This is a genomic window from Cognatundibacterium crateris, from assembly GCF_010078235.1.
Classification (GTDB): Bacteria; Pseudomonadota; Gammaproteobacteria; order Burkholderiales; family Burkholderiaceae_D; genus Undibacterium; species Undibacterium crateris.
On record NZ_JAABOS010000002.1, the window covers coordinates 508,297 to 522,152 of the forward strand.

General features: G+C 48.8%; 7 protein-coding genes. 2 read left to right on the forward strand and 5 right to left on the reverse strand.

From position 1 onward, the window contains the following. Nucleotides 1-46 precede the first annotated feature (46 nt). From EYB48_RS05545 to EYB48_RS05555, 3 genes are read right to left on the reverse strand one after another with little or no spacing between them, the layout of a single operon-like run. Nucleotides 47-3,364, reverse strand: a complete 3,318-nt coding sequence (locus EYB48_RS05545; protein WP_162019301.1) for a VgrG-related protein — start codon at nt 3,362-3,364, stop codon at nt 47-49. Nucleotides 3,365-3,366: 2 nt separating this feature from the next. Beyond that, nucleotides 3,367-4,203 (reverse strand): hypothetical protein, encoded by an 837-nt coding sequence (locus EYB48_RS05550; RefSeq protein ID WP_162019302.1) that lies wholly within the window; start codon nt 4,201-4,203, stop codon nt 3,367-3,369. A 2-nt stretch (nt 4,204-4,205) separates the two neighbouring features. Beyond that, nucleotides 4,206-5,759 (reverse strand): hypothetical protein, encoded by a 1,554-nt coding sequence (locus tag EYB48_RS05555; RefSeq protein ID WP_162019303.1) that lies wholly within the window; start codon nt 5,757-5,759, stop codon nt 4,206-4,208. 176 nt (nt 5,760-5,935) lie between these two features. Here EYB48_RS05555 and EYB48_RS05560 point away from each other — a divergent pair, with 176 nt between their 5' ends. Together EYB48_RS05560 and EYB48_RS05565 are read left to right on the forward strand one after the other, a co-directional pair. After that, complete coding sequence (locus EYB48_RS05560) at nt 5,936-6,184, forward strand: hypothetical protein (protein ID WP_162019304.1); 249 nt, start codon at nt 5,936-5,938, stop codon at nt 6,182-6,184. Nucleotides 6,185-6,245: 61 nt separating this feature from the next. Continuing rightward, nucleotides 6,246-6,632: a hypothetical protein gene (locus tag EYB48_RS05565; protein WP_162019305.1), complete on the forward strand. Its 387-nt coding sequence runs from the start codon at nt 6,246-6,248 to the stop codon at nt 6,630-6,632. A 53-nt stretch (nt 6,633-6,685) separates the two neighbouring features. Here the strand turns inward: EYB48_RS05565 and EYB48_RS05570 are convergent, their stop codons facing one another. Continuing rightward, entirely contained in the window at nt 6,686-7,114 is a 429-nt protein-coding gene (locus tag EYB48_RS05570; RefSeq protein ID WP_162019306.1) for a hypothetical protein, read from the reverse strand. Between the two features lie 8 nt (nt 7,115-7,122). After that, nucleotides 7,123-13,851 carry an SNF2-related protein gene (locus EYB48_RS05575; protein WP_162019307.1) on the reverse strand — a complete coding sequence of 2,243 codons (6,729 nt, stop codon included), beginning with the start codon at nt 13,849-13,851 and terminating at the stop codon, nt 7,123-7,125. Nucleotides 13,852-13,856: the final 5 nt, after the last annotated feature.

Genomic DNA, 13,856 nt, shown 5'->3' on the forward strand with positions numbered 1-13,856 from the left:
AGCGTATAAAAAGTAATACGCTTTTTGTTGCAAAATATTCGATTGCCTAGCCGCCGCGCCAATTCCCACCTATCCCACCGGTTGCGATATGCGCAATGCCTCTATCTTTGATGTCTTGACCGATATCACCCTTATCAACTTTGACGCTCAGTGGACTTTGTTTTTCCGATCCATATATTTGCGTCATAACACTTGACGACGGAGCCTCAGGAATTGCGCTGGCCTGTGCTGGCATTTTTGGCATTTCAGGAATGCTAGGCATGGCCGGCATAGAAGGGACGGCAACCGGTTGCGCGCTCAAAATTGGAGATTCCCCATAATTCGTAACGGCGCTATTCCCAATCTTTGTTGGAGCAACCTCATCATCGTCATCTTCATCTGGCTCATAGTAAGGAATTGGAGCGAATGATCGTTTTGATACGTCAGAGGGCGGTAACGGCTCGCTGTATTTAGGCGCGGCACCTGGAAGAGATGGAGCGAACATTGCATCCTGCGACATGGGGTCAATGCCTTTATCACTAATCTTGTCTGCAATGGACTCTCCTCCAAGTACCGGCGTATTTTGTGTTCCGTCTTTCTTTTTATATAACGATGCAAACTCAGAATTATCGTACGTCATCCCAAATCTCCGGACATCTTTTGGCGATTCTTTTGGCGCACTTACATCCGACACATCTGGAATTATCGCCCCTTGTTTAGCTAATGTAGCCGCAGTAGGTTGAATGGCGGCATCCAATGGAATTGCAGATTCAGGCGTAGATCCTTTATCGCTAGTAGTCACTCCTTCTGTAGATGCCTTCGAAAGAGATCCAGATGGGTATGACGCCAACTCAAGTAGCCGATCTTTTTCCTTACTAGCCCTAGCAAGAGTCCCCGCTCGTTGCTCTTTGCTAGAGCTTGCAAACAATACATCATTATTCTTTATTTTATAGTCTTGAATCGCAGAAACAATATCTGCGTCACTCATTTTTGCGAGATCCTTGTCACCCAAGGCCGACTTGACCATTGATACTGCACCAGTTTTTGATTTATCGCTTCCAGCGCCAAATTGAGTACTGGTTGACCAAATTGCATCTTTAACAGCAGAGCCACGATCTGACAGATCGATACCTGATTTTTTAAGACCGCTCATTGCTGGATCATAATGAGTGCTTTTTATAAAATCATGCTGTGCAGATTCAAATTTTGGGTCAGTTTTAGCAACATCTTTCCACTTATCGCTAAATTCCTTCGTACCTGGCTTCAACCCTTTGAAGGTATCCCCATATGAAGTAGATGATAAAAATTTATCTACCGTACCAGCTTTCGAAGAGAGTTGATAGGTGCCGTATGAAACGCCACCATTGTCTCCGCGCCCAGTTGAAACAGCCCCGGCTCCGGCCTTTCCAGACTCAAACATTTTTGATGTTTGCCCTAAAATCCAATTTCCAGAACTCCGTGCACCATCAACAATTGCGCTGCTAGCTGCGATTGCAGCCCTGCCGCCGCGAGTATTAGCGGCTGCGGCGACCGCTCCGTCAATTGCATCTTTGCCCTTCTCAATTATTGGAGCCGATGCCTCTTTAACTTGAGTCGCCTTTTCAATTACGGCATCTTTGACAATACCTACCTTTTTTGATGCTCCATCAACAATTTCTGAGGCCTTTTTCTTACCATCCTCGATAACCTTATCAATATCGAGGCCAAATTTATCTTTGAGGAACCCCTTGACCGCATCAATAACAACCCCGAATGTCTTACTGACGGTTTTCGAAACATCTTCGAAATAGTCATTGAATTTTTTGACGCCGGCGTCCCATGTACTCGAGATCCCCATAACAGCAGAGTTCCAGCCAGACGAAATCAGTTCTGTCATTGAATTCCAGGTCGACATTATTCGCTTCGGCATATCGGACTTGCGTAGGTCATTGACCCATCCGCCGATCTCCTTACCTACGATTTCTCCGCCGACACTTCCTAGCCAACCACCAAGCAGACCGCCTATAACAGTGCCAACACCAGGTAAGATAAAAGTGCCGATGGTCGCGCCAAGCGCGGCACCGCCAGCCATCCCGCCGACAGAACCTGCCGTGCCTGACACATTTTCTATATGCCTGTCCTTTTTCTGGTCATCAGTTAGCGTGGAGTCAGCTTCAGTCGCATTCGCATCCATCGCCATGCCGCCGAGAGTAAGCAACGTACCCAATATAGGGACTTTCTTCAGCAACTTCCCTGCACCACCAGCTAATCGCCCCAGCTTAGAAGCAGATTTGACTGCTACGCCGGCCTCCGCAGCAACTGCGCCCCCGGCTGCTGAAGAATTTGCGCCAATTTCAGCGGCCTTCCCTCCTACGCCTAAAGCATCTTTCGCACGTTCAACTAATCCCTTTTTCGGCGCGCTACCAAACGATGGAATCAGTCCGCCTATTACAGGAACTCTCCTCAACAAGTTTAATAGCGGCGCTAAAAGCATTCCCAGGAAACTTCCAACGCCAGATGAACTATTACCGGCAGCGCCAAGCTTTGTGCGATCTCCAAGAGCGTCCAGCTTTTTCTGGATTGCCTTACCCTGATCTTCATCACCACGCCGAATGTCGGTGAGAGCGCCCCATATCTGCTGATACCATGCAAGCTTACGCTTCTCAATACGCAGGGACATATCAGAACCATTGTCAGTTCTAGCCGCTGCTGTGGAACTTACCCCTGCGGCGCCACTCCGGCCAAGTCGTATTGCCCCGCGTGCCATTGGAATTGCAATTTTTCCGACTGGAGCCAGTAAAGACTTCATCTCGTTCGCAGCGGCGATAGTCGGATCAAAGTCTTGGCTCATCATTGATTTGCCAGCATCTACAGCCATGACTGCAGCTGATTTAAGATGCTTCAACCCTCCGTTTGACGTGCCGCCGTCCGGATCCCCTACTTCATTGCGCTTTAAAAATCGGCCATTCGCCGCCCGGTCTATTTTCTCCAGCATCGACTTATTAGAGGCCGCCGACTTTGAAATTTCCTGCGCTATTAAATTTTCACCACTAGGCTTTGATGCTGCTATAAATCTCCCAGACGCATCTCGTTCACGGGGCTTAATTTGCGATAAATATTCATCGATAGCTTTTTTTGAGTCCGGATTCTCAACGTTTATCGTGGAAGTTTTTTGCGCGACCTGGTGCAAAGTCACATCACTTTTCTTTTTCAAATCAACTGGAACTACCGTAGAGTCATTTGCAGCCTTCGACTTAATAACCGAATTCATGGCAGCCTGATTTGCACCCATTGCGGAGCGTATTGCCGCTACATCAGCACGTATATCGTTCCAAATAGAGATTGCCTTTGCCCAGTCAACGGGCTCACCCATAAGGAATCCGAGGTTATCGCTCTTTAATGCCATTTTTATGTCACCGGGAAATAATTATCAAACTGAACAAAGGTCAGCACCAGTTCTTGCATCGCGCTATCTCTACGGGACAGCTCCATATCTATATTGCCCGGTCGTACATAGACAGTATCAACATACCCATCTGCGCCCCCAGACTCATCTGTAATGAATGAGTGAACCAGTCGAATTTTTATTAGGAAATCAGCTGGAAGCCCTACTGTTCCGTCGCTGGGGACAGCCTGTTTACATTTCCCGACAAACCATTTTTTCAAAGTTCCGTTCGCATCATCAAGTGTTGTAATGCGCATATCCATTGGCTCAGATGCCGAGAGCGAATCAACAGAGGTAGAGCCAATTTTTCGCTTCTCGCCCGTCAAAGTCCACGGGGAATATGAAACCTCTGTAGCAAACATATTGAAGGTGCCGGTAACCCCACCCTCCTCCATATACATTCCAGAATCGTCATCGGCAGGACTAACATCAGTGACCTCGATAAGAAAAAGATTTTTCCTTGCGAAATCAGTATTCGCATATCCGTCGTATATACGCTTAGCCTCAGATGGCGATATCCCTCCAAAACACGGAGTAGGCGTTTGCATGTAAAGCATCTGATCAATTATGTCGGCGCCAATAGACGACTTTTTACGAAGCGCCCCCATACCAACACCAATCGCAGATGCTATTGCGCCGTTCACGTTCCCGCTCAATAGCCTGGCGCCCGCGCCAATCAAACCACCCGCACCGGCCGGAAGGTGCTTCTTTAATTGCGCCTGAGCTATGCTGGAGCCAGCACTGAGCACCGCCCCTTTCGCACCTTGCAACTTTTGCGAAACATTATCAAACAGCCCCATATTTACTCCGCATATTCGCCATCTTTACCGTCGTCAATCTCCGGCTTAATATCTGCAATTTCTGCATACAGCTTCGCAAGTTCCTCATCCAACAGGAATTGATTAGCAAGGATCGATTGGAAAATACTTTTTGGCAGACCAAGATCCTTCATTTGCTGCAGCGCCTGGACGAACAGTGCTGCGCTGTTTAGCGCCTCTGATTTCGTCTTTGCCTTCTCCGACTCCATAGCGGAAATCGAGCCATAGAAATTAATTTTGTATGGACGATTGCTTGGCTCAAAAACAATGCCGTACCGCTTCATCGTGTGAATATCGATGATTGAGTAAAAGAATTCAGATAAGGCATGGCGAATTCCTCGAGCCCGTTCGGCCGCTTGCGCGCTAACGCGAAAGAAGCCCCCGTCGCCAAGCCCACCGGACAACTGGTCAGCGAATCCAAGCATGGAAAGATCAACACCCAGCGCGCCACTCAGCATTCGGGCATGAAGCATGATGTCCTCAACGCTAATCGTGCCACCCCGGCCAGCCGCACCGTTTGGAGCGGTCGAAATAGTTTGAACCTGCTTTTCGTTAAACACCGGTATTAAATGCCGGATGCGCTCCATCACTGGACGCCCATTCTTAACTGCGTCCTCTGCACGCTGCTTTGATGCGCGCAACATCGTGGTGAAGGTTTTCAGGAACTTGTCTTGTTGACCTGAGGTCATCGATTGCATGTTGATGCTAATCATTTGCTCATCAATGGAATCCATCCAGCGCTGACCAAGCAAACCGAGCAACGATGCATACAGATTGTCGTATGCCTCCTCTGCCTGATAGAGGAACGAGCCGCCGACCATGCCAGGAAGAATAGGCAATTTTTTTTCATCATCTTCCTGAAGGGTCATCCGAAAGGCTTTTTCAACTACCGAGTATTGCGGCACCCATAACGTGCGAGGCATCTTCAGGCGCGCCATTTGGTCAAGTTGCAGGCGATCTACCAGCTTTTGCCCTGAGTAAATCATGAACCCAACCGTTCTACTGCCACGCTCATATGGTTGAACCAGTGTAGGCCGCACCAATTCATCGACATATAAATCGGTTACGCCAATGCCAGGATGAGAATAGATACGAGCATAAGAGTCACCAAATGCCGCGCCGTTATATGCAGACGTGTAAGCAACCCGATTAAATAAGGATGATAAATCGGCTGAAATTTCATCGGCAATTGCGCCTAGCCTCTTGTCTTTTTCGGCAATTGGGGTCTTTTCAATGAAAACGACATCACCGGTAGTCTCATGTCCACCAAGTGCAGATGTGACCAGCAGCATCAGGGCACTACTTACTATCGGATCACCCTCCATGAATGACCATTTTTCATAGATAGATTGCCTTGCCTTTGCTACCCGACGACCACTGCCGAGAAGCGCAGAAATCGTGGTGCCGCCATTGAATGTAAAGCCATCGGCCTCAGAGATTTGTTGCGCGGGAACTATATTACGGTTAAAAAAAGTCTTTGCCGACTGACCTAATTTACTGAATATCCCAATTTTTGATTTATCAACTGCGTTTGGCATAGATGAGGCTTCCCCAATGGTATAGCGTCATTTTGCGTGGTCAAATGCATCTAGCTAAGCCCAATTTTCCCATTCAACACAACTCAAAGAGAATAAAAATACCTTGCCGCAAAAGCCATTTATGGCTACTATTATTCTCAATTGAATTTACCTATTTATTTTTAAGGAGCCCGAATATGCAAAAACAAGCACCAAAACCAAGGTGGATGAGTGACAACGCGTTAACGTTCATGCGTGTAAATGAATATTTCTGCAGCAAACGGCGCGCTACCGTCGTTACGCAATGCGATCTGGTGCATGCAGACGGCACGTTGCTTTATCAAGGCGTAAAGGCTAGCGAGGAAAAAGCTTTAGGCGTTCAAAAAGAAGTCGGTGCGATGGCCTGGGCAATTCAATGCAATACTGACGTTATCAATCCTCACTGATCTGAATACACAAGGCTATATGGACATTTATTCACTAACACATTTGGAGTAAGTCACAAAAATGATACCAGCGAGAAACATAGGTCAAATCGTTTCTACCCATAACTTGGCATCGCAACGGCGAGCTGCAGGGAAGCCTGTATGGGATAGAACAATAAACATCAAGCATATTCTTCGTCGCGACCCACAAAATGAGTCAGAAGAACATGCCGCCAGTGTTGCAAATGAAATAGCGGCTGTTCTGCGCTCCAAAATTCCGGCAAAATTTCTCGATTTGAGTAATGACGAGTGTGATTCGGAATTGCTTGAAATTGTCGAGGGTATGGAAAGCCTCCGTGCAGATAGTTTTATCGACTGTGAAGACTATTCGGCACTGGAAGACTTGAACGGCATGCTTAGTCAACTTTATGATTGGGCTGACCTTGAACGAGTTTGGCTTGGAAACTAATGAAGAATCAAATCTCGCAGCGTACATATAGCTGCGAGATTTCTTATTGCCGATCAGAGAAATTCCATGCTCTCATCATAAAGCGACCAGAATTCACCATCTCCAAATAAGTCAAATTCACGTACGCCCTGGAATTGGGTAGCGTCATACCAAGTTGCAAACTCAAACGCAGCTACCATGGTCACATCAGGATCAAACAACCCGGATTCATTTAAACCGGTGTACACCATTTCAATTATGGGCTCGCCAACACCGGAAAAGTCATAGCCCTTCTCGATCAATGCGGCCTTCAATGCCCACCAATATGCGCCATAGCGCAAATATGCTGCTTTACTTGATTGAATCCGCCGTACCATGACCTCCGCCATGAAATCGCTATGCGACTTACCTGGATAGCGAGTTTCGAACTCATGCCGGTAATCCGCCAGCTTGTCGCGCAGATACCCCTGATCAGGGAGATAGTTCACAAATGCTTTCATCATGCTGTACCTTATGCGATTGAAACGTTAAATTGACGGACTTTATCTGCGCGATTTTCAAGAAGCCAGTTATAAAATCTTCGTGTTGTAACCCAAGAATTGATAGGCGCACCTGGCAACTTCGCAACAATTCCAGCATCCTTTGGTGCGATACGCTTTGCTCCCTTAAAGGCAATTTCCTCTCCAAGAGATTGCGCCATAGTACGGAAACTCTCATCTTTATTGAATGGGAAAGTGTTTCCGATGATTGCAACATAGTTCCCGCCTGGTGGAGAAACTTCAGTTGATGCGCCACTTTCGATTGCGGATACAACTTCGTCCTGCTTAACTTCCTCGACCTTCGGCGGCTCGGTCAACTCCTTGTATTTTTTTCCATAGACATTTTTAACAGAGTAGCTATAGAAATTTGATAAGCTCGCACTTATGGCCGGATCTTCCCAATCCAATGCAGAATATGTCGTTCGATACGTACTCAACATCAACGAATCCAACTCGTCAACCGATTGCGTTTGCATGATTGACTGAGCTAAGTCCGCCTCATTCACGCGCTTACCACTTCTTTCCATTGCAGATTTTAAATACAGGATGATGCTGTACTCAGTAGAAATAGAGTAGGCAGCCGCGTTCACCGCCGCTACGCTCACCTGAAACCCGTTTGCGATCGCATACTTAACCAACTCTGAAGTGACATCTGCGGTCTGCGGCATGCCGTACTGTTCGACACGGACAGCCTCATCGACAAGAACATCATCTTTCCCGTACTCCCCCCCAACCAAAGTGACATCCGGAGCCTGAGAGTCCGCAATACTCTTGATTAGAGCAATCGACTTATCAGCACCAGATTTAATAACGTACTGATACTTGGGAGCGTCAAAACGAACAACTTCAGCCCTTACTCGTAGATTTGGACGAATTGCCAGCTTAGCCCTGACATCGAGATTGTATGCAGAATATAAATATTTCAGCCCTTCTTTTGGAAGACCTCCATCAAAGCGCTTAATGAGCGCATTGTCGATATCGACCGCACGCGACACTGTCTCGAAATAAACTTCCTGATCAGGATGCTCTTGAGTGATTATTTTTCCGGTGAACAACACGCTATTATCCGAAACACGCCCTTTGAAGTCATCACTTCCAATAGATCTTAATTCGGATGTTTCTCCGTTTGAAACAACCCATAACGTATCATTGCGATCAATTACAAAGTCACCGGTGCCGACGATTTGCCCACGAATGATGCGCGACTGGCCTGCTTTCGCTTGGTCAATGCGTCCAAAGGATACGCCAGCGTCTGCACAAAGGGTGCGCGCCTTGGCCTCAGAATCCGTCGCCAGCGATTCGGCAATGCTGACCTCTTGCTGCCATTCCTGCATGACAATAGATGCTTCAAGGATTTTAAAAGTGCCCAGCGCATTCCTGGACACGTCATTGATGATGTTGTCTCGGCTAACCTTGTCACGCACGCGGGATCCACGAGAATGCTCAAGCCAGCCGTAGCTATCAAACTGCTTTTCTATCGTGTTTGCGCCGTACGATGGAGCCAGTGATGCCTTGATAGGTGCGATCAGTCTGTCGTATGATGCCTGCGCCTTCGCCAGCGCATCAGTTGCGCGCCCAATCGCCTTTGAATCGTCAGAGTCATCGATAACGGACTTTCTCGCCGCAGCAGAGCGTAAGGCTTGATACGCCTCGGCTGCATCCGCCACCATTTCGGCAAGAAACGCATTCGCAGTCGGATATTTGGCGATTATTTCTCGCTGTGCCAGCATGGTTTCTATATTTGCTGTCAATGCATCCTTGGCCGCACGCTTGCGCTCGACGACCTCGCGGCGCGCAATTTTCTCGCGCACCTTACGCATACCCTCTGCACTGCCGGCAGCCTCAGCAAGCATTTCTACGTCAGAATTTGATATGCCGCCGGCAATCTTGACTTTGTTACTGCCGTTGTTCGCCATCAGTTCGCCTATCCAGTCAGCTTTCTTGCTGACGATGCTGCGCTTATATTCGTCAAAGGTGCCGTCAGCATCGTAGTGGTAGATAGCTACACGACCGACATAATTACCCTGGCGCACACCGCGCCCGTTGCGCTGGTGGATGCTATCCGGCGTCCAGCCCACCGTCAGATGATGGATGGCCTGCGTACCTTTCTGATAGTTCACGCCAACTTCCGCTTTTTTGTTAGCGACCACGACTCGATACTTATTTTCCTCGCCTTCCGCATTGAAACCGTCCTGCGTATCCTGCATGTCCGCGGCGTCCGAGATGGTCACGCCGTTGACAATGACTATCTTGCCAGGATCAATGCCGCAGCGGTTTTTCAGCATGATCTTCAGCTTATTGTGCAGAGACAGCATGTCGCAGAACACCAGTTGCTTAGCCTTGCCCTTACCCCTTGGATTGCCGTTTTCAGCCTGGAAGTTATCTAGGAATGCTGCCAGCTTAGGCGATATCGTCACATCAAGATTCAGCTTGAGCTTGTCCGCGATCTTCAGGAACTTGTTTTGCGTATCGATATTTTCCGTGTCAATCACGATCTTATCACCGGCAATCTTCGCCACTACCAGCACCTTGAGCACTTCGACATCATCCTGCCCGCTATCCGCGCCGGACTTCTTGATCTTGCGGCTCAGAATAGAGGACTCATCCTGCGTCAGCGATGGGCGGTTGCGCTCCTCGGTGAATTTCTTGCCATTGAATTCGGCGACGGCCTTCTCGGCGATGTCTGCCTGGCTATCGTTATACACGTAGACGGTCGTTTGCCGCGCCAACTCAGGGTCGGCAATCAGTTTGCTTACCTTGTTGATGAAATTGAACGGATGGCCGATCAGGTCAATCGGCTCCTTGCTGATGGCTTGATAGCGCGCCACCAGTTCCTCCTCTTCCGGCAATACATCTTTGTTGCCACGCGCCATTTTCGAGGCAATGCTGTAAATTTTTTGGAGCATCTGCAATTGCGCCACAACATCGGGCGGTAACTCAACAGAGGTCGCGATTTCATCTGCATCCGGAATTTTCAAATCAACTTCTTTGGCGGTCTTAATGTTGCAAATCTGACCCAGTACATCACGCAGCAGATTGGTGTTTTGCAAGCCACGGAAAACGCGCTGCAGCTTATCGGTTCCAGCCAGCGAGGTAACTTCTTCTTCGGAGATATCGCAAAATGCCTCCATGAAGGCATCTGCGCCGCGCACACCACCCATGCGGCGATTGACCTCTTCCTCGCCGACGGCCAGTGTCAGCATAGAATAAATTTCCAGCGGGCTATTGGTAATCGGTGTCGCAGTCAGGATCAGAACACCATCCTTTAGCTTGGACTTGCCGCGGATATACCAAGTCTTCATCTGCATATCCATGCCACGGTCGGATGTGCTCGGGTCAGACAAGAACTTGGCCTGCTTAAAATCGACTGTTTCCTTGGAATTTTTAAACGAATGACCTTCATCAGTCACCAGGGAATCTATCCCCATATCCTCGAAGAACGGCACGGCGGCAGAACCTTGAGCGCCAATCTTCGTCACTCCCTTCAGCTTTCCTTCCTTGGCGATCGCCGCAGCCTTGCTGTTGCTGTCGCCGGAATTGTAGGAATAATCGACAGTGCCGAGGTAGCTTTCGTACTCTTCTATCGTATTGGCGCGCAGCGGAATCATGTTGAACGCTTCATACGTCATGAAGATTTTACGATGTTTATTCTCCAGTATGGTATTCAGGTCGCGAGCGTAATTGGACGAATTCATCGCTGCATTGCCATCCGTGTCGACGTCCAAACCAACAAAAAGACAGTCATCCACTGACTTATAGCAGCTAATTGTTTCTTTGCGCCAGTTTGTCAATGTCGAATTTGGCACAACGAAAACGGTCTTTTTCTTCGCGCCGATAGACTGTATATGCTGGATCGTAATCAGGGAGGTCGCTGTTTTGCCAAGCCCAACATCGAACCCCAAAATACCGCTCATACGCTTGGCATAACGTCGGATAGCGGCATTTTGGTAGTCGTGCGGCTGAAACCCTTGGTTCAAACCGTCTATCGCAAGTGGGCTGTTATCGTCTACTTCACGAAAGAATAGGTTTTGAGGATTATCGAATTGCGCCTTCAGACTGGATTGAACGCCAGTATTGGATTTTGACCAGGCATCAAATTTTTGGTTAGTCTGAGTGATGAGTTGCTTCAGTTGCTCAGTGCGCAACGCGTCCAGATTAGCGTTTGCCGCCTTTTCATCCTTATCGGTCAGCGTGCTCAACACGCCTCGCTTCAAGTAGTCGGCAAAGCGCTTCATGTTGCGCAGCTGGCTATCCGTCATGCCCTTGGCCTTCTTACCATCGAAGGCGATTTCCGGTGCATTGCCGTTTGCCAACACCGAAAAGCCCGGATGCACGTATTTACGTAGGAATTCCACCTTGCGATATACGTCTACATAGGGCGTGTTCAGGTTCAGTGTTAGCGCGCTAATATCGGTGCGAATCAGGCGATCTTGCGCATTCTGGCGCTGGCGCACCAGCTTTTCGCGCAATACCGGGTCGCTGGTTTGCTCGATTTCCTGGTTATTTTTGGCGATGAAGTCCGCATAATTCCCGGCATAGTAATCATCGGCAGACATAACGCCCTTACCATCGCCAGACACACACCACTCATTCGACTCTAATGGATCAAACCCCTCCCCCATTACTTCAGTCAAATGATCCAATGGCACAAAACCGGCATCATTCGCCGCTTCATACTTAGCCAGCTCGTATTTTTGCGTTGGCTTGAGTTCGTTGATAACTACCTCAGCCAGCGAAGTACCCAGCCAGCGGTCGCGGAAACTTTGCGTCTTGGCGATGTACCAGATACCAAGCAGCGAAGCCACATCGCGTACCTGCTTAGGGACAGAGGAAGGAATACGCTTGACGTTTTTTACGTTCAGGCGGATGGACTTGGACAGCTCAGGGTAAGCCTCGGCATAATTGAACGGCTCCTCGGTCACATGCTGATTCACCACATCTTGCAAGGCAAAAGCGGTTTTCAGCGCATCGAATACGGCAGCCTGATCCGCCAGCACGATAGATGAACTGATGCTAGGTACAACTGACTTGATCCACGTCGGAATGTTTTTATAGTCGGCTTTGTCGGTTAGGTATTTGTGCAACTTCGCGGCGTCCGCCCAGGTTGCGCCTTTGTTGACGGCTTGCAGCGGTGAGAACAGGCTTTCGTTGATGTCAACGATTTCAACATCTTGTTCAGTCAGCGGAACTGGGACGAATACGCCGTTTTTGTAGGTCATTGTGCGACCGGCAACCGCGATAGCATCGCCATCGCTATACACGATGGGCGCGGTAGGGGCAGCGTTCAACGCCTGCCAGTCAATGCGGGAATCGGGGAACTTGCGCAAGAGCCGAGAGATATTGGCAATACTATCATCGCTCATCACCTTCTCTACGTCACCAAAGCGCCCTTTGCCCATTTCAGTCTTGCCGAGAATGAAGCGCTTGCCTTCGCCCTTGAAATAGCCACCCACCAGGAATTCATCCCAGAGCACATTGCACTCATGCAGCTTGTCGGGGTTTTGTTGCACCAGCTCCTGTATCTTTTCGCTGGCTTCGCGGCTGAATTTACGGAATACGATCACATCTGTCGTTACATCGGCACCGGCTGCATCAAACATCTTGTTCGGCAAGCGGTACGCACCCAGAAATTCCGCCTTGAGCGAGGCGCGGTACCTCAGCCTATTTTCGCTAGCATTAGCCACAAAAGCCTTACTCGTGACAAAACAAGCCAATCCGTTTGGGCGTAGCTTTTCTAAACTTCTAAGAATGAAATAAGCCTCCAGTGATTCGCTCTGATAGCGCGGATCTTTCAGCTTTTCCTTGCCCCGCGCCGAGTTGTCGCCAAACGGGACATTCGTCACAATCGCGTCATAGGTTTCATCCGGCGTATTGGCAGCAATCGCCTCAAACGCACTGATCGTGACGTTATTTTTGGCACTGCCATTCACCAATTTATTGACCATGCCGGAAGTTTCATCCAGTTCGATAGCGTCAATTACGGCACTTTTTGGCGAGGTCGCACCAAAGATGCCCGTACCGGCGCTGGGGTCTAACACCTTACCGCCAGCAAAACCCATCTCTTCCATGAGTGACCAGATACCCTGTGCCAAAGGCTTTGGCGTGTAATATTCGTACTGGGAACCACTCAAACCGTCGGCACCCGTCATGCCACCACCGTTACCGGAGTACTTGGCTAATATTTGCTTCTGCTCACCGGTCAGCGTAGCTCCATCCACCTTTCCTTGCTTGATGTCGGCCAGAAGATTGATCGCGGCGCGGTTATCTTTCTGCCGCTGGCTTGGCTTGATGTCCTGGTTAAATTCGAAATAGATGGAGGTATCTGGTGCCGGCTCAGCTTCAGCGCGAGCATTTCCACCGAGAAGTTTTTGAATTTCCATGGCTCGAGCAGTGACCTTCATCAACGCCACCTTATCAGCCAGTTCATCGCTAGCTTTTAGAGCCACAAATTTTGGCAGCAACTGCATCAACTCTGAAGTCAACTTCAAGTATTCAATTGGGCTGCTTGCATCATCCAGAGCTGGAATAGTAAAAAACTCTATTTCGGCATCAGTTAAATTGCCCAATAAAGAGGTGCCGTCGACTATCGAAGAAACGCCACTCTTCTCAGTAGGAATTGATTCAGGACACGAAAATGCCGGAGAAACCCCGGCAGCATCCACGTTAATAGAGAGGTCTTTACCACCGAGATTTTCATCCATCTGCT